This is a genomic window from Geomonas oryzae, assembly GCF_004117875.1.
In the GTDB taxonomy this organism is placed as follows: Bacteria; Desulfobacterota; Desulfuromonadia; order Geobacterales; family Geobacteraceae; genus Geomonas; species Geomonas oryzae.
This window is the reverse complement of record NZ_RAHW01000001.1, coordinates 688,633-709,786: the sequence shown is the minus strand read 5'-3', so window position 1 is coordinate 709,786 and position 21,154 is coordinate 688,633. Positions and strand designations below refer to the sequence as shown.

The 21,154-nt window shown below is 61.2% G+C and carries 13 protein-coding genes; all 13 read right to left on the bottom strand.

Features of this window, described 5'->3' with window-relative positions:
* Positions 1-139: 139 nt before the first annotated feature.
* On the bottom strand, positions 140-1,216 hold the full coding sequence (locus D6Z24_RS03175) for a radical SAM/SPASM domain-containing protein (RefSeq protein WP_129125083.1): 1,077 nt from the start codon (positions 1,214-1,216) through the stop codon (positions 140-142).
* A gap of 211 nt (positions 1,217-1,427) precedes the next feature.
* Positions 1,428-2,183: an ABC transporter permease gene (locus tag D6Z24_RS03170; RefSeq protein WP_129125082.1), complete on the bottom strand. Its 756-nt coding sequence runs from the start codon at positions 2,181-2,183 to the stop codon at positions 1,428-1,430.
* A gap of 66 nt (positions 2,184-2,249) precedes the next feature.
* Positions 2,250-3,176 carry an ABC transporter ATP-binding protein gene (locus D6Z24_RS03165; protein ID WP_129125081.1) on the bottom strand — a complete coding sequence of 309 codons (927 nt, stop codon included), beginning with the start codon at positions 3,174-3,176 and terminating at the stop codon, positions 2,250-2,252.
* A gap of 19 nt (positions 3,177-3,195) precedes the next feature.
* Positions 3,196-5,364: a hybrid sensor histidine kinase/response regulator gene (locus tag D6Z24_RS03160; protein WP_246014549.1), complete on the bottom strand. Its 2,169-nt coding sequence runs from the start codon at positions 5,362-5,364 to the stop codon at positions 3,196-3,198.
* Between the two features lie 204 nt (positions 5,365-5,568).
* Positions 5,569-6,645, bottom strand: coding sequence for a PAS domain-containing sensor histidine kinase (locus D6Z24_RS03155; RefSeq protein WP_129125079.1), 1,077 nt, complete (start codon positions 6,643-6,645; stop codon positions 5,569-5,571).
* Positions 6,646-6,812: 167 nt separating this feature from the next.
* Positions 6,813-8,351, bottom strand: a complete 1,539-nt coding sequence (locus tag D6Z24_RS03150; protein ID WP_129125078.1) for an ATP-binding response regulator — start codon at positions 8,349-8,351, stop codon at positions 6,813-6,815.
* Entirely contained in the window at positions 8,338-10,605 is a 2,268-nt protein-coding gene (locus tag D6Z24_RS03145; RefSeq protein WP_129125077.1) for an ATP-binding protein, read from the bottom strand. Before D6Z24_RS03145 ends, D6Z24_RS03150 begins: the two co-directional genes overlap by 14 nt.
* 83 nt (positions 10,606-10,688) lie before the next feature.
* Positions 10,689-11,696, bottom strand: a complete 1,008-nt coding sequence (locus D6Z24_RS03140; RefSeq protein WP_129125076.1) for an NAD(P)H-dependent glycerol-3-phosphate dehydrogenase — start codon at positions 11,694-11,696, stop codon at positions 10,689-10,691.
* A 138-nt stretch (positions 11,697-11,834) separates the two neighbouring features.
* Positions 11,835-13,352 (bottom strand): HEAT repeat domain-containing protein, encoded by a 1,518-nt coding sequence (locus tag D6Z24_RS03135; RefSeq protein ID WP_129125075.1) that lies wholly within the window; start codon positions 13,350-13,352, stop codon positions 11,835-11,837.
* A 128-nt stretch (positions 13,353-13,480) separates the two neighbouring features.
* The gene (gene gyrA, locus D6Z24_RS03130; RefSeq protein ID WP_129125074.1) at positions 13,481-15,994 is read right to left on the bottom strand and encodes a DNA gyrase subunit A; all 2,514 of its coding nucleotides are present in this window, start codon (positions 15,992-15,994) and stop codon (positions 13,481-13,483) included.
* 261 nt (positions 15,995-16,255) lie between these two features.
* Entirely contained in the window at positions 16,256-18,646 is a 2,391-nt protein-coding gene (gene gyrB, locus D6Z24_RS03125; protein WP_129125073.1) for a DNA topoisomerase (ATP-hydrolyzing) subunit B, read from the bottom strand.
* A gap of 148 nt (positions 18,647-18,794) precedes the next feature.
* Positions 18,795-19,889 carry a DNA replication/repair protein RecF gene (gene recF / locus D6Z24_RS03120; RefSeq protein WP_129125072.1) on the bottom strand — a complete coding sequence of 365 codons (1,095 nt, stop codon included), beginning with the start codon at positions 19,887-19,889 and terminating at the stop codon, positions 18,795-18,797.
* Between the two features lie 88 nt (positions 19,890-19,977).
* Positions 19,978-21,096, bottom strand: coding sequence for a DNA polymerase III subunit beta (gene dnaN / locus D6Z24_RS03115; protein WP_129125071.1), 1,119 nt, complete (start codon positions 21,094-21,096; stop codon positions 19,978-19,980).
* Positions 21,097-21,154: the final 58 nt, after the last annotated feature.

Here is a 21,154-nt window from a genome sequence, read left to right as displayed (position 1 = left end):
TGGTTGAAGAGCCGGGCAAAAAAATATTTCGGATGGTGCAGCCCTCACCCTGTCCCTCTCCCGGAGGGAGAGGGGACGAAAGGGTAGGGTGACTCAGTTTTTCAACGTAGAACTTAGAACATAGAACGTAGAACGGAATTTAGTCCTTCTGCTTTCTCTGCACCTTGATCGGCACGTAGTTGCAGAACGGTTCCTCTTCCATGTAGTCGCCGTACACCGCATCGGCGCGGGCGCGGCAGCCGCCGCAGACGTTCAGGTACTCGCACTCACCGCACTTACCCTTGTAGGCTTTGAAGTCGCGCAGGTCCTTGAAGATCTCCGAGTTTTCCCAGAGCTCCTTGAACGGGGTCTCCTTCACGTTGCCGGCGGTGCGGTGGAAGTAGGAGCAGGGCTTCAGGTTGCCGAAGCAGTCGATGAGGCAGATGGTCTGGGCCGCGATGCACCCTTTGCCGCCGCCGGTGGAGAAGGTGAGGGAGCGACGCTCGAACTTCTCCCCCTCCGCCTTCGCCTTCTGCGGCACGATGCGGTAGTAGTGCGGTGCGCAGGTCGGGCGCATGAGGATGTCGTCCTCGTTTTTCTCCTGGTGGTAGTGCCAGTCGAGGATCTCTTCGTAGTCTTCCTTGGAAATCAGCTCGCTCATGATCTCCTCGCCGCGCCCGGTCGGAACGATCATGAACATGTACCAGGCGGTGGCGCCGATGGACTTGGCGACCTTGAAGGTGTTGGCGATGTCGGTCTGGTTCCTTTTGGTGAAGGAGGAGTTGACCAGGAACTTCTGGCCGTGCTTTCTGAAGAGCTCGGCGGCCTTCATCACGCCTTCGAAGGCGCCCGGGCACTGGCGGAAGTCGTCGTGCACGGCGGCGGTGGAGCCGTCCAGGGAGAGCGACACCATCTTGATGTCCGCCTTCTTCATCTTCTCGCACACCTCGTCCGTCACGAGGGAGCCGTTGGTCGCCATGCACATCCTGAGGCCGAGCGAGGTGCCGTACTCGGCGAGTTCAAAGATGTCCGGTCTCATGAGCGGCTCGCCGCCGGAGAGGACCACGACCGGCTTCGAGAAATCGGCGATCTCCTTGAGGAGCTTCTTCCCTTCCTCGGTGGTGAAGTCACCTTCCGACGAGGTCAGCTCAGACGAACAACGGCAGTGCACGCATTTGAGGTTGCAGCGCTGGGTGGTCTCCCAGGCGATCCATTTCGGTACGAACTCTTCGGCCATGGTATCTCCAATGTGACCCTGGAAAGCGTGCAGTGCGGCGGGGGGAATCGACTCGGGCAGGGAACGAATTCGCGCCAAAAACGGTCGGCTCTGCGACAAGGAACGCTTCGGCTGCCTCCTTCCCGACACGGTGTCGCAAGGGGCATCCAGGAGGTAAAAAGTTTACTGCGAACTTTACTATGAAAGGTGAGACGAACTCAAGAAGAATCGCTTATTCCGCCATTTTACGATTGAAGACGTATACGGCGACGGCGAAAGATACTGCCGCACTCAGAACCAGGTTGACCAGGTAGTGAGTGGGGACGGCACCAGTGAGGAGAGCGTCGCGAGCCCCCTCGAAAACAGCCGTGGTGGGAAGGAGCTCAATCAGTGGCAGTATTGATGAAGGGTAGGATGAGAGGGGAAAGAAGATGCCCGCCATGAAGATGAGCGGGACGATGATCACGGACTGCACCCGACCTATGTTTTCCGGCTTGTCTATGACAGTGCCGCAGATGGTGCCGAGGCAGGAGAAGGTCATGGAAGAGAGAGCGATGCAGCCGAGGTAGCTTGGGAGGTGCGTGTAGTCGATGCGGAACGGGGTGAGGGCGAGGATCACCAGGAAGACCACCGAACCCTTTACCGCCCCTTGCGAGAAGCCGGAGAAGATCTTGCCGATTACGATGTCGTAGACGGTCACCGGGGTGACGCGGTACTCCTCGATGGTGCGCTGCACGCGGCGGTGGAACCACATGCTCCAGGAGCTCTCGTCGAAGGCCGCGTTCACCGCGGTCATCGAGATGAGGCCGGGGGCGATGAAGAGAGGGTAGGGGACCCCGTTCACGGCGGTTATGTACCCTTTGAGTCCGAAGCCGAAGGCGAGGTAGAGGGTGAGGGGGTATGCCACCACCGAGACGAGCTCGGACACGATGCTGCGCCGCAGCACCAGCATGTCCCTGCCCCAGATGGAAAACGCGCCTTTGAACATTGGGCTCCCTCTTCTTGGTCTGACGTCGGACCAGTCAGACCAGTCTGACAGGTCCGACGTCCGACGCTACTCTCTGACCTTTTCCCCGGTCAGCGCGATGAACACGTCCTCCAGGGAGGGCTCCTTCAGACAGATGCGGCGGATGTCGGCGCCGCCCAGGTGATCCATGAGCGGCTTGATCGATTCCTCGTCGGCCAGGGTGATCTGGAAAACGGCTCCCTCCCGCTCCACCGCTTTCACGAACGATAAACCGGCCAACACCCCCTCGTACCGCTCGGCATCACGCTTAAACTCCACCTGGTAGGTGTGCGCCCTCGAATAGGCGTCCTTCAAATGCGCGGCGGTCCCGTCGGCGAGACACGCGCCGTGATCCATTATCATGATCCGGTCGCAAAGCGCGTCGGCCTCGTCCATGTAGTGGGTGGTGAGAAACACGGTCATCTTGCGGCGCAGACCGCGGATGTAGTCCCAAAGCGCACGCCGTGACTGGGGATCGAGCCCGGTGGTCGGCTCGTCGAGAAAAAGCACCCGCGGCTCGTGAACCAGGGCGCGCGCCACCACGAGCCTGCGCTGCATGCCGCCGGAAAAGGTGTCGGGGAAGTCGTTGCCGCGCGAGGCGAGCCCGGTCATCTCCAAAAGCTCGTCGATGCGGGGGTTGTAGGAAGCGGGGCGCATGCCGTGCAGCCTCGCGTGCAGGGTGAGGTTCTCGCGCGCGGTCAGGTAACGGTCCAGGTTGTTCTCCTGGGGGACCACGCCGATCAGGCGCCTGACCTCCTTGCCTGCCGTCAGCACGCTGTGCCCCTCTACGAAGGCGTCGCCCAGGCTCGGACGCATGAGGGTGGTGAGGATCTTGATGAGGGTGGTCTTGCCGGCGCCGTTCGGGCCGAGAAGGCCGAAGACGGTGCCGCGCGCGACCTCGAGCGAGAAGCGGTCCACCGCGGTGAACCCGTCGTAACTTTTGGTGATCTCGTGGAGCGTGATGGCGTGGCTCATGGTTGCCCCGGTCCTTTCGTTACTCCAGCGGGAAAAGCAGGGAGAAGGTGCTCCCGCCTCCTTCGGCCTCTTCCACCCACACCACACCCTCGTGCGCGTCCATGATGCCCCGCACGATGGAGAGCCCGAGCCCGCTCCCCTTGGACATGAATGCGGTGTCGCCGCTCGAGTGGTGGGCGATGTCTCCGACGCCGTAGAACTTGTCGAACACGCGCACGCGCTCGTCGGCGGGGATGCCGATGCCGTTGTCGCTCACCTGCAGCAGGTAGTAACTTTTCACCGCGGCGATGTTGTTGGGGAAGGAGGAGTAGAACTGGCGCACCAAAGGGGTCAACTCCTTCAGGCGCGCATGCTTGAGCGTCCGCCCGGTGAGCCGCACCTCGCCGCCGTCGCGCGTGAACTTGATGGCGTTCTCCATGAGGTTTCGCACCGCCAGGGTGACGAACCCTTCGTCCACCGGAACCGCGCTCTCCTCGCCGGTGATCTTCACGGCGATGTGCCGCTCGGAAAGCGGCAGCGCAAAGAGGTCGTGCACCTCGCGGCAGAGCTGGATCAGGTTTGCCGGCTTTTTCTGCGCCAGCGGCCCCTGGGCCTCGATCCTCGAGATGGAGAGAAGATCCTCGACCAGCTTTCTGAGCTGCACCGTTCCCTCGTAAACCGAGGTGAAGATGTTGTGCTGTTCGGGGGTCATCGGGATCCCCGAGTACTTCAGGAGGAACTCGACCCCACCCATGATCGAGGTGATCGGTGTTTTGAGTTCGTGGGACGCGATGCCGATGAAGTTGTTCTTGGCGGTGTTGAGGCGCCCGAGCTCGATGTTCGCCCGCTTGACCTTCTGCAGGTTCTCCTTGAGCTCCATCTTGCTCTTGTAGAGCTCCTCCGCCTTCTCCTTCATCTTGTCGTAGAGGCTGTAGTTGTCGATGAGAACGGCGAGCTGACCGGCGATGGAGCAGAGCAGGAAGACGTCGCGGTCGCTGTAGTTGCGCCCGGAGATGGTCCCCACCGTCATCACCCCCATCACTTCCTGCCCGATCTTCAAAGGCACCGTGCACCAGGAGCGCAGCCCCATGGCGACGGCCGCCTTCTTCGCCTTTTCCGGAAAGCGCGAGTCGGGCTCCTCGCCCAGGAAGGGACGCCCCCCTTGGGCGAGTTTGGTCCATTGCGCATCGGCGGGAAGCGTCTGCATCGCTTTTTCGAAGGGGGCGGAGAGCCCGAGGGAGGCGCGCATCTTGAGCCGCTCGCCCCCCTCGAAGAGATGGATGCAGGAAAAGTCCATCTGCAGCATGTTGTGCAGTTGGAAGAGGAGGTCGCCCATCACCTTCTCCACCCCTTTGGTGTACTGCAGGCGGAAGGCCACCGCGTAGAGGGTGAGGAGCTCGCGGTCGCTCGTCCGCTTCTCTTCCTCCACTTCGCGCCTTTTGGTGATGTCTTTTATGATGTGCACGAAGCCGGCGCGGTCGTTCCCCTCGATACGCATGGGGTAGCTCGCCACGTTGTACCAGCCGCTCAGGTTGGGGAAGCGGATGTCCTCTTCGGTTTCCCCCCCCATGTGCAGGAAACGGAAGACCTTTCCCTCCGGCTGTTCCGATCCGAAGAAAACCTCGTCGATGCGCTTGCCGAGGATGGCGTCGTAGCCGCCGGGGAAGTAGGAGAAGACCCGGCCGTTGCAGCGCGAGATGATCCCCTCGTTGTCGGTGATGATGATGAGGTCGGAGACCGCGTCGAAGACGGATTCCCATTCCGCCTTGCCGCGGCTCACCTTGTCCTGGGTGAGCCGGTGCGCCTTGCGCTCCTCCGCCTCGCGCAGCTCGCGCTCCACGACCGGCACGAGGCGCGCCAGGTTTCCCTTCATGAGGTAATCGTTCGCCCCCGACTTCATGGCGGCGACCGCCAGGTCTTCGCCGATCTTGCCGGAGACGATGATGAACGGGATGTCCTCCCCGCTTTCGTGCAGGATCTGCAGGGCGCCGAGCGCGTCGAAGGCCGGCATCCGGTAGTCGGAGATCACCACGTCCCACTGGTTATCCTGCAGCGCCTGGCGCATCCCTTCCGCGGTCTCGACGCGCCGGTGCTCCAGCTGATAGCCTCCGCGCACCAGCTCGCGTACCAGAAGCAGGCTGTCTTCCAGGGAATCCTCGACAAGCAGAACCTTCAAGGCAATTGATGATTGACGATCGACGATTGACAATGTACTACCTCCAGCAATTGACAGCTGGTAATGGTTCATTGACGATGGCAGCCCCAAAGGCCTCCACTGTCAATTGCCCATCACCATGACTTCATCCCCGCCTTCGTACCGCCAATAAAAGCTGTTCGATTCAGTTCCGGGCCTTACATTGTCAATTGTCAATCGTCAATTGTCAATCAGCCGCGTCACCGTTAGTACCCGTCGTCAATCGCCACTCGAAGCCAGGGTGAAGAAGATGGTAGTTCCCTTGCCGGGCGCGCTCTCCGCCCAGATCCTGCCGCCGTGCCGCGTCACGATGCGCTGCGCGATGGCGAGCCCCACGCCGCTCCCCTCGAATTCGTCGGCGCGGTGCAGCCTGTTGAACAGGGTGAAGAGCTTGCCGGCGTACGCCATGTCGAAGCCGGCGCCGTTGTCGGCAACGAAGTAGACCCTCTCTCCGTTCTCCTCCTTGACCCCGAGGCGAATGCGTGCCGAGCCCACCTTCGAGGTGAACTTCCAGGCATTGCCGATCAGCACCTCGAGGAGCTGCCTGGCGAGTTTCGGGTCCGCCTCCCCCTTGATCCCCTCCGGGATCTCGAATTCCGCCTGCCGCGCCGGATCGTTGTGCTTCAGCTCCAGGGAGATGACCTGGGCTTTCACGCTCAGGTCGATGGGCTGGCGGGTCAGCTCGCACCTACCCACCCTGACGAACTGCAGGATGGCGTCGATGAGTTGGGCCATCTTTCCCGTGGCTTGGCAGATGCGGGTCAGGTACTCCCGCCCTTGGTCTCCCAGCGTAGCGCCGAAGTCGTCCAAAACGGCGCGGCTGAAGCCGTCTATGTGCCTGAGCGGCGCCCTCAAGTCGTGCGAGATGGAATAGCTGAAGGCTTCCATCTCCCGCTGGGCCGCCTCCAGTTGCGCGAGCCTCTCCGCCAACTGCCGACGCAGCGACTCCTCGCCGGGTGAAACGGCGGGATTGCTGCGCGCCAGCACCAGGTGCGCCGGTTCCCCCTGAAAACCCAAGGGGCGCCAGGTGAGCTTCAGTTCCAGCTTGCTCCCGTCCCGGTGCCGCTGCCGGCAGGTAAGCTCCACATCCCCATCGCCGGCCGGGGAGAAGCAGGGATCGACGGAAAGCCCCGACAGACCCAGGGCAAGGAACTCGCCGCGCGCGTAGCCGTACAGGCGGAGCGCCGCCTCGTTCACCGCAAGGATCCGGCCGTCCTCCCGACGGCACACCCACATCGGCTCGGGATTTTCCTCGAACAATTCGCGGTACCCCGCGTCGCTTTCTCGCAGCGCCACTTGCCCCCCCATCCTCCCAGGATCATCTGCATAGTGCCGGGTTTTCCCATGAGAAGGTACCCCCTCTCGAACGAAGACATACTTTACTACAAATCACAAAACAAAAAATAGAATAATTAAAAGTACCTTCGAAAAACCCTATGAGGGTTTGGGGGATGCGTGGCTAATTAAACCTGTTCTTCGGGCTCCTCGGGAAGCGCCGGAAGAAGGATGGTGAAGACGCTTCCCTTTCCGGGTTCGCTCTCGGCCCAGATGAAACCTCCGTGGGCGTCCACCGCCTTGCGGCAGAAGGCGAGGCCCAAGCCGGTGCCGCGAGTCTTTCCCTGGCGCCGGTTTCTTGCCTGCACGAAACGGTCGAAGATGGAGCCGATGGACTCCTGAGGGATGCCGACGCCGCTGTCGCGCACGCGGATCCTGACGAAGTCCCCCTCTTTCGGGAGCTGGTCGTCCGCGTAGTTCTCCTCTGGAACCGTACCGATGATGGAGGAGGGATCCCTAACAAGATCGGCTGAGACCTCGATTTCTCCCTCTTCGGGAGTGAACTTCACCGCGTTGGAGAGGAGGTTTCCTATGATGCGGTTGAAGGAGGAGCGGTCCGCCGAAACCGACGGGAGATCCGGGACGACGGTGGTGAAGAGCCGGATGCCGCCCCGCTCGGCGACGGTCTGGAACTTGCTGACGCTGCGGGCCACCAGTGCGCCGGGCTCCTCGTCCCTGAAGGCAAGCTTCATCTTGCCCGCTTCGAACTTGTGGATGCCGAGCAAGGTATCGATCATCTCCACCATCTCTTCGCAGCTCTCGATGGCGGCGTTCAGGTACTCGCGCTGGTCCGCGGTCACCGTGCCGAGTTTTCCTTCCCGTACGAGGTCGATGGAGCCGACCACCGCGGTGATCGGTGACTTGAGGTCGTGGGAGAGCATGCTGACGAAATCTTCCTTCTCCTGCTCGAGTTCCTTCAGCTTGGAGATGTCCCTGATGATCTCGACGCTTCCCACCAGATCCCCCTCGGCGTTTGTGAGCGGCGCCGCCGAGGAAAGCACCGGAACGGCCCGGCCGCCGACGTGCAACGTGTAGGAGACGTAGAGGCACGATTCCCCTGTCCTGAGAACCGTCCGCGCCGGCAGTTCGCCTCCGGGCACCTCGGCCTTCAGCACCTCCTCGATCGGTTTCCCGCCGATGGTACCCTCGGCCCCCAGGACGCGTTCCGCCTCCCGGCTTGCGGTGATGATGCGCCCTTCGAGGTCGACCGCCAGCAGGAGATCGGCCATACCCTGCAGCACCGCCGCCATTTTCAGGCGCTCCTCGTCGAGTTGGCGCTGCAGCCTCGCGTTCTCCTTGCGGGTCCTGTCGATGCCTATGGCACGCTCCACCTTTTGCAGCATGTCGTCGGCGGAAAAGGGCTTTGAGATGTAGTCGAGGGCGCCGTTTTTCATCGCCTCCACCGCGATGTCCTCGCTGCCGTGGGCGGTCATCATCACCACCGGCGTCTCGTCGGTCCTTATCCGGCTCAGCACCTCGAGGCCGTCCATGCGCGGCATCTTGATGTCGAGCATGATCAGGGCGAAGCGCTCAGCGGCAACCGCCTCCAGGGCCTCCACGCCGTCGCGGGCGCGGACCGTCTCGAACCCGGCATCCTCCAGTTGCAGCTTGAGGATGAGGGCGATGTCCGCCTCGTCGTCGACGATCAGTATCTTATTTTTTTCCATCGGTCTCCCCTATGATTGGAACAGTGAAGCTGAAGGTGTTGCCGCGCTCCTGCGCCGCGGTATAGAAGATCCGGCCGTGGTGGCGCTCGACGATCTCCTTGCAGATGGCGAGCCCAAGGCCGGTCCCCCCCACTTTCCCGCGCTCCTGGCACTCTATCTGCTGGAATTTTTTGAAAAGTTTGTCGCGATCGGACCACTGGATCACGCGCCCCTTGTCCGCGACCGAGACCACCACGTAGTTTCCTTCCTGCTCGGCGCTGATCATAACCACCTTCCCCTCCGGCGAGAACTTCACCGCGTTGGAGAGGAGGTTCGTGAGCACCTGGATCAGGCGGTCGCTGTCGCCGTACACCATGGGGAGGTGCTCCCCGACCGTGTTGACGATGGTGATGTCGCGCCCCATGGCGTAGGACTTGATCTCCTCGACCGCGTAGACGGCGAGTTCGCCGATCGACACCGGCTTGAACTTGAAGACCATGCCGCCGGATTCGATGCCGGAGATGTCGAGGATCTCGCCGATGAGCCGGATCAGACGCTGGGTGTTGCGGAAACAGACGGTTAAGAGCTGCCTCTCCGTGTCGGTGAGCCACTTGCTGCGGGTCAAAAGGAGCTGCAGCGACCCCTTGATCGAGGTGAGCGGCGTCTTCAGCTCGTGAGACACCGTGGAGATGAATTCGGTCTTCATCTTGTCCACCTGCTGTTCCACGGTGACGTCGCGTATGGAGAAGACGATGCCGGCGAAGTTCCCCTTCTCGTCGGTGAGCGAGGAGAGGTAGACGTGGAGCCTTTTCCCCTTGACGGTCAACTCTTCCCTGCACCCTCCGGCTCCCGCCTGGGTGAACTCCCTGATGTGCGCGAGAAGGGGGGTGAAGCCCACCAGCTCGCAGACCTGCTCGATCGGCTTTCCGACCACCCTGTGCGGCACCATCTCGAAGAGCTGCTGGGCCGCCGGGTTGAAGAGGACCACCTTGTTGTCGAGGTCGGTAACCACGACCCCTTCGGCAAGGCTCGTGAGCACCGCCTCGAGCCTTCCCATCTCCATGGCGAGGGCGGAGGTCCTCTCGTCGACCATCCGCTCCAGTTGCTCGTTCAACTCCTGGAGATCGGAGGTCTTCCTGTTGATGATGGCGTCGCGCTCCTTGAGGGCCTGCACCATCTGGTTGAAGGAGGAGGCGAGCATGCCGACCTCGTCGTCCTGGTGCCCCTCGACCCTCTGGTCGAGATCCCCCTCCTCGATCCTGCTCGCGCTGGAGGCGAGCTCCCTGAGCGGGCGGGTCAGGTGCCTGGAGGCGAGGAAGGCAAGGCCGAAGGAGCAGAATATCCCGACCGCTGCGGCGGCAAGGATGTTCTCGAGGTTCTGCCTCCTGTTCTGCTTGAACCTTTCCGTGGCGACCGCAACGGAGAGCGAACCGACGAACTCGCCCCGACTGTTCAGGATGGGGTCGATGACGGTTTCGAACGATCTGGACCCGATCATGGCCTCACCGCGGTACACCTCGCCGCGTTCCAGGACGTCGACGACGGCCGGCGCCAGCGTGGAAGAATCGCGCAAGCTGCTCGGTAAGCTGCTCGCGATGCGCAGGTCGCGCTGGGTGACGGTGATCTCGACGTCCCGGCCCGAGACCTCCTGTAGCTCGTCGGGCAGGGTAGGGCGGTCGTTCAGCACCTCTCCGGCCACGATGCACCCAAGCACCCGGCCGTCCTCGGCCAGGATGGGAACCGCCACCGTCATGACGAGCGCCTCACTCTCACCGTCCCGCGCGCAGTAGCGCTCCACACCCGTCCTGCACAAGAGCGCCCCCTGCAGGATTTCGGTTGAGATGACGACGCGTTTGCCCGCCAAGGCCTGTTCCACCACCCCCGGCACTTCCAGCCTCTCGCCGGACTGGTCGTCCTTAAGGCTCGCCATCACCCGCTTGTCCGCATCGAGGAGCACGACGAATTCGAGGTAGGGAAGCACCTTGTGAATGCCCCGCAACCGGTCCGTCAGCCAGACCCGGTCCTCGTTCTTCATGTGCTCGTGAACGACCCTGGAAGTGGCCGGCTGCAGCAGGGAATACTTCACGATCTTGGCGCGGTCGGAAAACTGGCTGCGGGCGTAGGTGAGGTAGGTCTCGAGGTTACGGTCGACTTCCGAGCGCAGCGAGGCGCTCATGGTCTTCATCGTGGAGTAGATCAGGGTGGAATACGAGATGAGCAGGATGGCGAGGATGGAGAGGAGCAGTTTGGATCTTATGCCAAAGCGTGGTTGCATCAACCCATCCTTGAAAGGCGGACCAAGACCCGGATCGGGGTTGGGAAACGGTTCCCGATCCGGGTCTCGATCTTGATCTGTGGCTAAGCTCCTTCGGCCTTCAGGTTCCTGGTCATGAGTTCAAGAACCGCTTCGCGGGCCGGCTTGTCCTGGTAGAGCATCTGGTACATCTGCTCGATGATCGGCATCTCCACCCCGAGCTTCTTGGCCAGGTTGTAGGCGGATTCCGTGGTCTTCACCCCTTCGGCCACCATGCGCATCTCGCCCAGGATCTCCTCGAGGCGGCGCCCCTGGCCGATCTGGATGCCGACGCTGCGGTTTCGGGAGAGATCGCCGGTGCAGGTGAGCACGAGGTCGCCCATGCCGGCAAGCCCCGCAAAGGTGGCGGGCTGCGCCCCCATGGCCACACCCAGGCGCGTCATCTCGGCAAGGCCCCGGGTGATCAGGGCGGCGCGGGTGTTGCTGCCGAAGCCGAGACCGTCGGAGATACCCGCGGCGATGGCGATGACGTTCTTGATCGCCCCGCCGAGCTCGACCCCCACCACGTCGCTGTTGCGGTAGACCCGGAAGAAGTTGGTGGTGAAGGCCTCCTGCACGCGGCGCGCGATCTCTTCGGATGCCGCGGCGGCGGTCACCGCGGTCGGCATCTCCTGCGCGACCTCGCGGGCGAAGCTCGGACCGGAGAGCGCCGCGAACCTTTCGTACATGGCTTCGGGAAGGATGTCCCGGTAGATCTCGGACACGGTGGCGAGCGTGTCGACCTCGATCCCCTTGGATGCGGAAACGATCACCGCATCGCTCGGGATGAAGGGAACGGAGCGCCCCATGACCCGGCGCACCAGTTGCGACGGCACCACGCTCAGCACCATGGTGCAGTCGCGGTAGGCCTCCACGAGGTCGTTGGTGTAGGCGAGCTTTTCATGGAGGGTGATGCCGGGGAGAAAGAGGTCGTTCTCCCGGGTGTCGCGCATGGTCTGCACCAGCTCCGGCTCGTACGCCCACAGGGTTACCTGGTGTCCCTTCTTGGCCAAGAGGTCGGCAAGGGTGGTGCCCCAGCTTCCCGCTCCTATGACGGCGATTTTTTCCAGCATGTCTTCAAGCCCTCTCGTCGTATCCGTAGCCCTTCATGAGGACTTTTACCGTAGCACATATAATGAAAATTCCCCCTCCCGTCAAGGAGGGGGAAGCGATTTTGCGTGAAGTTACCGTGGTCAGCGGCGCTCCGGTCTCTATTCGACCGCTCTGAGCGGCAACTCGTCGCCCCGCTCGAGGGACTCGCGCGCGATCTCCATGCTTTCAAGGGCGAAGCGGCGCAGGAAAGGATGCAGGTATGCCGGCAGCGGGTTATCCACCATACTGTCCGCGAGCCCCACGACTTTGGCAACCTCGACTACGTCCCTGCCGCAATGGAGCATGAGGTCCGCGCTGATAAGGAGGCGTTCCCGGATCAGCTCCAGCTCCGGCGTGATCAGTTCGGCGCAGAAGCGCTCCAGGACCTGCTCGGAATCCTTCCCCTTCCGGTAATCCTCGGCGAAGTCGTAGACCCGCTGGGCCGCCATGTACCATCCTGAGAAGAAGGGATCCTCGAACAGGCGCTGGGCCAGCCGCTCTCCCTCCTGGAAGCTCAGGGGACGCGGCGCGGGAAGACCGGTCAGCCGCTCGGCGAGCGGGGCAGGGGAGAGGTCGACGCCTGCGAAGATGCCGCGCCTCATGTAGAAGTCGGCGGGAAGGTAGCAGAGATCGCGGCTCCAGTGCAGGGCATCGCGGATCAGATCGATGAGATATTCGGGAGCGACCTCGATCAGGTCGTCCTGCAGGCGGAACCCTTCCACCTCGGCGAGAAAATTCTCGACCGTCAGTTCCCCGGCGCCCCAGGCCGCCAGTACCCCGCGCCGCTCGTGTACCTGCATGTAAAGGACGCTCACCGTGTCGGCACCCGCCCAGCGTGACAGGAGCAGAGAACGGTAGCCGTCGCCGTCCGGAGGAGTCGCGTAACCGGCGTGGAAGGGGAGGTGTTCGCGCTGAGGCGGCACGGCGACGCCCAGGAAACGCAGGCGGCGCAGCGCCTTGTCGGCAACGGGAAGGAGGTCCTGGTCGCACTGTGCGATGAAGTCCTGCAGCACCCCGGCGGCCTGCGGGTCCCTGATGCGGCCGAGCGCCTGCAGTGCCGCGTGCACCACTTCACGCTCCGGATGCCAGAGCATCGCCTCGAGCATGAGCGGGGCGTGGCGGTCCCCGGAGCGGTACAGCTCGCGAATGACGATCTGCTGCACCTCGGGAGGGTGCGAGAGAAAATCGTCAAGGAAGGTAACCATCCCCTCCTCGCCCAGTTGCATCGCTCCCTGCACCTGCTGGCCCAGCGAGCTTGCGCCGGAACCGGACTTCTCTTGGCTGAAGGGTGCCGAGCTGACATCCACGCCGTACCCTTCCAGGGCGATCATGAGGGCCGCCTTGCCGTCCGCGGCGAGGTCCTGGCGTTTCAGGGCTATCTGGATCAGCTGGTCGAGCCAGTGCTCCGAGTCGAAGAAGTCCAGGATATAGGCGTACTTAGCGATGAGTTCGCCGGAATTTTCGCGCCAGAGTTCGCGCACGAGCGGGCGCAGCGCCCTTTTCCCGGCGTCCTGGAACCTGCGTCCGATCTGTTCCATCTCCTCGATGGAGATGCCGTCCCCTTTGAGCCGCCCCAGAAGATCCAGAATGTCGCGGCGCTCCTTCAAGGAGTTATCCACCTTCTCGCTCTGTTGCATGGGTCCTACCTTTTGTCACTGCATGGCACCCCTCCGGAATGGAGGGCAAAAATTGCATGTTAGGCTGCTGCTACTTGCTGCTGCTTTGTGGTTCTGTCGGACGGCTCTCTACCGAGTGGGGTAGGGCTTTACTCCTCCCCCTCGCCACCCTCCGCTTCGAGTTCCACGATATCGTCGATCTCGGAGCCGTCCTCGTTCTCGTCCTGATCCTCTTTCTCGGCGAGGCGCGCCACGGCGACCACGCGCTCGTTCTCTTCCTTCACCATCAGGCGCACACCCTGGGTGTTCCTGCCGATGATGGAGAAGCCCGCCACCGACACGCGCAGGATCTTGCCCTGATCTGTGATCAGCATGAGGTCGTTGTCGTCCACCACCTGCTTGATGTCCACCACCTGACCGTTTCTTTCGGTGGTCTTGATGGTGATGACCCCCTTGCCGCCGCGGGTCTGGGTCCGGTACTCGCTGATCTCGGTACGCTTGCCGTAGCCGTTCTCGGTGACGGTGAAGATGGTGGAGTCGGTGAAGTTCTCGTTCAGGATCTCCATGCCGATCACCACGTCGTCGTCCTCGAGGGTCATGCCGCGCACGCCGCGGGAGACGCGACCGACGGTGCGGACGTCGTCTTCCTTGAAGCGGATCGCCTTGCCGGTGGCGGTGGCGAGAAGCACGTCCTGCTTGCCGTCGGTGAGCGCCACGGAGATGAGCTTGTCCCCCTCGTCCAGGTTGACGGCGATGATGCCGCCCACCCTCGGGTGCGAGTACTCCATCAGGTTCGTCTTCTTCACGACGCCGTTTCTGGTCGCCATCATGATGAACTTGTCGTCCACGAACTCTTTCACCGGGAGGATGGTGGTGATCTTCTCGTTGTTGGCGAGATTCAGAAGGTTCACGATCGCCTTGCCGCGCGCGGCGCGACCCGCCTCGGGGATCTCGTACACCTTGAGCCAGTACACCTTGCCGGCATCGGTGAAGAACATGAGGTAGTCCTTGGTGGAGGCGATGAACAGCTGCTCCACGAAATCCTCCTCTTTGGTCTTCATCCCGGTCTTCCCTTTGCCGCCGCGGCGCTGGGCGCGGTACAGGGTGACCGCGTTGCGCTTGATGTAGCCGGTGTGGGAGATGGTGACCACCATGTCTTCCTCGACGATGGTGTCCTCGAGCGAGATGTCGGCGGTCTGCATGACGATCTCGGAGCGGCGCTTGTCGCCGAACTTGTCTTTCAACTCGAGCAGTTCGCCTACGATGATCTTCAGGATCTCGGCCTCGGAGGCGAGGATCTCTTTCAGGCGGGCGATGTACTTCAGGATCTCGCGCAGTTCCTCGAGGATCTTCTCGCGCTCGAGCCCGGTCAGGCGGTGCAGCCTCATGTCGAGGATCGCCTGGGCCTGCAGGTCGGAGAGCCCGAACTTCTCCATGAGCCCTACCTTCGCCTCGGCGGGCGATGCGCTCGCCTTGATGAGAGCGATCACCTCGTCCAGGTTGTCGAGGGCGATCTTCAAGCCTTCCAGGATGTGGGCCCTCGCCTCGGCCTTTTTCAGGTCGAAGATGGTGCGGCGGGTGACGATCTCTTTTCTGTGCTCGATGAAGAAGTCGATGGTTTCCCTGAGCGTCAGGACGCGCGGCCGGTTGTGCACGATGGCCAGCATGATGATGCCGAAGGAGGACTGCATCTGGGTCTGCTTGTACAGGTGGTTCAGGATGATGGTCGGGTTCTCGTCCTTCTTGAGCTCGATGACGACGCGCATACCCTCGCGGTCGCTCTCGTCACGTAGGTCCGAGATCCCCTCTATCTTCTTCTCCTTGACCAGCTCGGCGATCTTCTCGACCAGCCTCGCCTTGTTCACCTGGTACGGAATCTCGGTGACCACGATGGACTGGCGCTCGGTCTTCTTCTGGGTCTCGATCTGCACCTTGGCGCGCATCTGGATGATGCCGCGGCCGGTCGAATACGCCTTCATGATCCCTTCACGGCCGTAGATGAAGCCGCCGGTCGGGAAGTCCGGGCCCGGGATCAGTTCCACCAGCTCCTCGAAGGAGAGCTGCGGGTTTTCGATGATGGCGACGATGCCGTCGATCACCTCGGAGAGGTTGTGCGGCGGGATGTTCGTCGCCATGCCGACCGCGATGCCGGCGCTTCCGTTTACCAGCAGGTTCGGGAACTTGGAGGGAAGTACGAGCGGCTCCTTGAGGGAGTCGTCGTAGTTCGGGCCGAAAGCGACCGTTTCCTTGTCGAGGTCGTTCAGAAGCTCATGGGCCAGCTGCTCCATCCTGATCTCGGTGTAACGCATCGCCGCGGGGGAGTCGCCGTCGATGGAGCCGAAGTTCCCCTGGCCGTCTACCAGCGGGTACCTGAGCGAGAAGTCCTGGGCCATCCTGACCAGGGTGTCATAGACGGCGGTGTCGCCGTGCGGGTGGTACTTACCGATGACGTCGCCTACGACGCGGGCCGATTTCTTGTACGGCTTGTTCCAGTCGTTGGACATGTCGTACATGGCGTAGAGGCAGCGCCTGTGCACCGGTTTCAAGCCGTCGCGTACGTCCGGAAGCGCGCGGCCGACGATGACCGACATGGCGTAGTCCATGTAGGAGCGCTTCATCTCGTCTTCGATGTTTACCGATACCTTGTTCAGTTGATTCAGCATTTAAGGAACCCTTTCCGGTCAAAAGGCGGCAGATTTGGGTGAAATGCCCCGAAATATGCCCTCACAATTGATATGCAGTGAATATATGCAAAACGCTATCCCTCCCGGCGGGAGGGAAAATTTTTTTTATTTAAGCAGGGGTCCCCGCCCCCGGAGGGGGAGGGTCAGGGAGGGGGAAGATTCTCCCGTCCTTGACCTGCTTCCCCCCTCCCGACCTCCCCCCTCCAGGGGGAGGAGGAAGTTGGAAGGGGAGAGTAGATGCTAGACGTCCAGGTTGCTCACGTTCAAGGCGTTCTGCTCGATGAAGTCGCGGCGCGGCTCGACCTGGTCGCCCATGAGCACGGTGAAGATCTCCTCGGCGGCGACCGCATCCTCGATCTTCACCTGCAGGAGCACCCTGTTTTCCTGGTGCATGGTGGTCTCCCAGAGCTGCTCCGGGTTCATCTCGCCGAGACCTTTGTAGCGCTGGATGTAAAGGCCCTTCTTCGCGCTCTCCATGAACCAGGAAAGGATCTCGCCCTGGCTCTCGCTCTCGAACATGACCTTGTCTTCCGGTCCCAGGATGCTGCCGGGGCCCGTCCCCATGAGGGAGCGCACCCTCTTGTAGTTGTCCACCAGCATGCCGTACTCGTAGGAGTCGAGCACCTCGAATATCTGTGAGTCGATCTTCACGCGCAGGTTCCCGAAGGCGAAGATGATGCTGTCGGTGTACACCTGCGCGTCGGTCTCGGGGCAGGCCTCCTTCATCTTCGGCAAAAGTGCCGCGAGGTCCGCCATTTCCTCCAGCCCCTGCTTCACGCCGGACCTCAGGAACACGCGCAGCAACTGGTCGTTGATCCCCTTCTTGACCACTTTGTCCAGAAGATCGTTGAAATCGATGAGCTGGGTCAGGATCGGGATGATCTGCCTGCCGCGATAGACGCGCTCGTCGTCCCCGGAGCCGAGTTTCAGCGTCATGTCCTCGGTCCCTTCCTCGAGGAGATACGCCTGGAGCGCCGCCTCGTTCTTCAGGTACTGCTCCTTCCTGCCGCGCTTGATCTTGTACAGAGGCGGCTGGGCGATGTAGAGGTAGCCGCGCTCGATCAGTTCCATCATCTGGCGGAAGAAGAAGGTGAGCAAAAGCGTGAGGATGTGCGAACCGTCGACGTCCGCATCGGTCATGACGATGATGCGGTGGTAGCGAAGCTTTGCAATGTCGAAGTCTTCCTTGCCTATCGAGGTGCCCAGGGCCGAGATCAGGGTCCTGATCTCCTGGGAGGCGAGCATCTTGTCGAAGCGCGCCTTCTCGACGTTGAGGATCTTGCCCTTCAAGGGGAGAATCGCCTGGTACTTGCGGTCGCGCCCCTGCTTCGCCGAGCCCCCTGCGGAGTCACCCTCGACCAGGAACAGTTCGCAAAGCGCCGGGTCCTTCTCCTGGCAGTCGGCAAGCTTGCCCGGGAGCGTTCCCACCTCGAGCGCCCCTTTCCTGCGCGTCAGCTCGCGCGCCTTTCTGGCCGCTTCGCGGGCTCTGGCCGCGTCGATGGATTTTTCCAGGATCTTTCTCGCCATCGCCGGGTTCTCTTCCAGGTAGACCGCCAGCTTCTCGTTCATCAAGGTCTCGACGTACCCCTTCACCTCGGAGTTGCCGAGCTTCGTCTTCGTCTGCCCTTCGAACTGTGGCTGGGAGATCTTCACCGAGATGACCGCGGTAAGACCTTCGCGCAGGTCGTCGCCGGAGATCGCCACCTTCACGTTCTTCAAGAGGTTGTTGGCGGTCGCGTAGTTGTTCATGGTGCGGGTGAGCGACGCCTTGAAGCCGACCAGGTGCGTACCACCCTCGTGGGTGTTGATGTTGTTGGCGAAGGTAAAGACCTTCTCGTCGTACGAGTCGTTGTACTGCATGGCGATCTCGATATCGACGCCGCTTCTCTCACCCTTGATGTAGATCGGGTCAGGGTTGACCAGGTTCTTGTTCTTGTTCAGGTACTCGACGAAGCTCCTGATGCCACCCTCGTAGAAGAAGTCGTGATCCTTCTCGGTGCGCTCGTCGTGGATCTTGATGCGCACGCCCGCGTTCAGGAAGGCGAGTTCCCTGAGCCTTTTCGAAAGGACGTCGAAGGAGAACTCGGTGGTCTCGAAGATCTCACCGTCGGGAAGGAAGGTGATCTTGGTGCCCCGTTTCTTCGTCTCGCCGGTGATGGCGAGCGGCGCCTGGGGCACCCCTTTGCGGTAGCTTTGGGTGTAGATGTTGCCGTTTCGACGGATCTCCAGCTCGAGCTTCGTGGAAAGCGCGTTGACGACCGAGCTACCCACGCCGTGCAGGCCGCCGGAAACCTTGTAAGAGGAGTTGTCGAACTTGCCGCCGGCGTGCAGCACGGTGAGGACGACCTCCGCCGCACTTCTTCCTTCGGTCGGATGCATGTCGGTCGGGATGCCGCGGCCGTTGTCCTCGACGGTAACGGACCCATCCAGGTGAATGGTGACCTGGACGGCATCGCAGTAGCCGGCCAGCGCCTCGTCGATGGCATTGTCCACAAGTTCGTAAACCAGGTGGTGCAGACCCTGAGCAGCGGTGGAACCGATGTACATGGCCGGACGCTTTCTTACCGCTTCCAGTCCTTCGAGAATCTGGATCTTATCCGCCCCGTAATCGCTTTGTTCTTCTGAGCTCATCGTTACCTCTTTCAAGAAAATTCAGTTAACTAATCCCCTCCCCCGGAAGGGGAGGGTGAGGGAGGGGGATGCTTTTGTATCAGCCGGACTATCCCCCCACCCGACCTCCCCCCTCCAGGGTAGGAGTTTAAGGACTTGGGTGGGACATCTAATGCAAAATGCAGCCTTCCTTGATCCGGAAGGTCCTGTTCTCTTCCATCTCCTCGATCGCCACGTTGGCAAGCGACGTCGTGGTGATGAAGACCTGCATCTCCCTCTTTTTCAGGAAATCCATCAGGTTCCTGTTACGCTCCCGGTCGAGTTCGCTCGTCATGTCGTCCAAAAGGAGCACCGGAGGCGCCTCGAAGCACCTCGTGATGTACTCGATCTCCGCCATCTTCAGGGCCAGTACGAAGGAGCGCTGCTGTCCCTGCGAGGCGAAGTGACGTGCCGAGCGTCCGTTGAGACCGAAGTAGAGGTCGTCGCGGTGCGGTCCGATCGCCGTGGTCATGCGCCGCTTCTCCTCGGCCGCGTGTGCCTTCAGGGCATCGGCGAGTGCCGCCGCGGGATCGCGAAGGAATGCTTCTTCATTCACCCCGTGCAGCCGGTACTCGATCTGCACCGTCTCTTCGTTGCCGGAGATCTCGCTGTAAAAGCCCTGTAGAAGCTTTCCGATCTCAGAGAGATACGCCTTTCTTCTCTCGATCACGAGCTGCGCCGCCTGGATCAACTGCTCGGTCCAGACCTCGATCCCGGAACCTTCACCTATCTTCAGAAGGGCATTTCGGTTCTTAAGGATCTTCGAGTAATCGTGAAACGCCGACAGGTAACTGAGATCGCAGGTGAAGACCGCCCGGTCCAGATACCTGCGCCGCAGATCGGGTCCCCCGCGCACCATGGAGATCTCCTCCGGCGTGAAGAGGACCACGTTCAGGTTGCCGAAGAAATCATCCAGGCGTGTCGCGAGCTTGCTGTCGATCTTCGCCTTTTTGCCCTGCTTCTCCAAAAGGACCGCGATCTCCCGCGTGACGCGGTCCCGCTCGACCGATCCTTTCACCAGAGCGAACTCGGAACCGAACGCGATCAGCTCGACGTTCTTCGCCTGCTTGAATGACTTCATCGTCGCAAGGAGGTAGATCGATTCCAGCAGGTTGGTCTTGCCCTGGCCGTTGTTGCCGTAAAAAACGTTGAACTTCTTGCCCGGAGCAAGTTCCAAGTTTTGCAGGTTACGGAATGAAGCAAGTTTGAGTTTTATCAGTTTCATTCAGGAACAGGTCGAGGTTGAGAGAAAACACACGGAAAACATGCCTATGCCTTTAATTCTTGACCTTAACCTCCACCTCAACCTGCTTCTAAAGCCGCATCGGCATGATGACGGCCAGGAACTCCTCGCTCTCCACCGCTTTCATGATCACCGGCGAGAGCTCGTCCTTTAGCTTCAGCTCTACCTCGCGCTGCTCCATGACGGAGAGGACGTCGATCAGGTACTTGGCGTTGAAACGTGCGGAGATGCCGTTGCCGTCGTAATCGATCTCGATCTCCTCGCGCGCCTCGCCGAGCTCCGGGTTGCTGGAGGAGATGATCACCTGCTCGGGGCTCACGTCGATCTTCACCCCCTTGAACTTCTCGCTGGAGAGGATCGACATCCTCTTCAGGGAATGGAGGAACTTGTCCCGGCTGATCTGGACGATGCGGTCGTTGCTCATCGGAATGACCTTGGTGTAGTCCGGGAACTCGCCGTCGATGAGGCGCATCACAACCACGGTGTTCCCCTTCTTGATCACCGCGCTGTTGTCCATGAAGCCGAGCATGATCTCCCCGTCTTCCTCTTCGACCATCTTCTTCAACTCGAAGATACCCTTCCTCGGGAAGATGACCCCCTTGGAGAGCTCGGCGGTGATGTTGCCGTTGATCACCTTCTGGGAAACGGAAAGACGGTGGCCGTCGGTGGCGACCATCTTGAGGACGTTGGAGCCGTTCTCCTCGAACGCCTTGATGAAGACACCGTTCAGGTTGTACTTGGTTTCGTCGTAGCAGATGGCATAGGAGGTCTTCTCGATCATGTCCGCAAGGATCTCGTTCTTGAAAACCAGGAAGCTCTCTTCCTTCACTTTCGGGAAATAGGGGAACTCTTCCGAGGAAAGACCGACGATGTTGAAGCGCGCCTTGCCGCAGGTGATCTCCACCCAGTCGTTGTCCTTGGTGGTGAAGAGGATCTCTTCGTCCGGCATCTCCTTGACGATCTCGTAAAGCTTCTTGGCGGAGACGGTGATCTTCCCTTCGCGGATGACCTTGGTCGGGTAGGAGCTCTTCATGCCGACCTCGAGGTCAGTCGCCGTGATGAAGAGCTGGTCGTTCTGAACCTCGAGCAGGGCATTGGAGAGAATGGGCATGGTGTTGCGCTTTTCTACGATCCCCTGGATTCTCTGGAGGGCTTTCATAAAAATCTCTTTGCTGATTCTGAATTCCATGTCTTCTCTCCGGTTCTGTTTTTATTATTATGTTTATAAATAATGATCGTAGTAGTAG

Excerpts from the sequence above, each read along its gene's own strand:
- D6Z24_RS03150 (WP_129125078.1), bottom strand. The coding sequence starts at position 8,351 with ATGGAAAAAAATAAGATACTGATCGTCGACGACGAGGCGGACATCGCC.
- D6Z24_RS03145 (WP_129125077.1), bottom strand. The coding sequence starts at position 10,605 with ATGCAACCACGCTTTGGCATAAGATCCAAACTGCTCCTCTCCATCCTC.
- D6Z24_RS03140 (WP_129125076.1), bottom strand. The coding sequence starts at position 11,696 with ATGCTGGAAAAAATCGCCGTCATAGGAGCGGGAAGCTGGGGCACCACC.
- D6Z24_RS03175 (WP_129125083.1), bottom strand. The coding sequence starts at position 1,216 with ATGGCCGAAGAGTTCGTACCGAAATGGATCGCCTGGGAGACCACCCAG.
- D6Z24_RS03165 (WP_129125081.1), bottom strand. The coding sequence starts at position 3,176 with ATGAGCCACGCCATCACGCTCCACGAGATCACCAAAAGTTACGACGGG.
- recF (WP_129125072.1), bottom strand. The coding sequence starts at position 19,889 with ATGAAACTGATAAAACTCAAACTTGCTTCATTCCGTAACCTGCAAAAC.
- D6Z24_RS03170 (WP_129125082.1), bottom strand. The coding sequence starts at position 2,183 with ATGTTCAAAGGCGCGTTTTCCATCTGGGGCAGGGACATGCTGGTGCTG.
- gyrA (WP_129125074.1), bottom strand. The coding sequence starts at position 15,994 with ATGCTGAATCAACTGAACAAGGTATCGGTAAACATCGAAGACGAGATG.
- dnaN (WP_129125071.1), bottom strand. The coding sequence starts at position 21,096 with ATGGAATTCAGAATCAGCAAAGAGATTTTTATGAAAGCCCTCCAGAGA.
- gyrB (WP_129125073.1), bottom strand. The coding sequence starts at position 18,646 with ATGAGCTCAGAAGAACAAAGCGATTACGGGGCGGATAAGATCCAGATT.
- D6Z24_RS03135 (WP_129125075.1), bottom strand. The coding sequence starts at position 13,352 with ATGCAACAGAGCGAGAAGGTGGATAACTCCTTGAAGGAGCGCCGCGAC.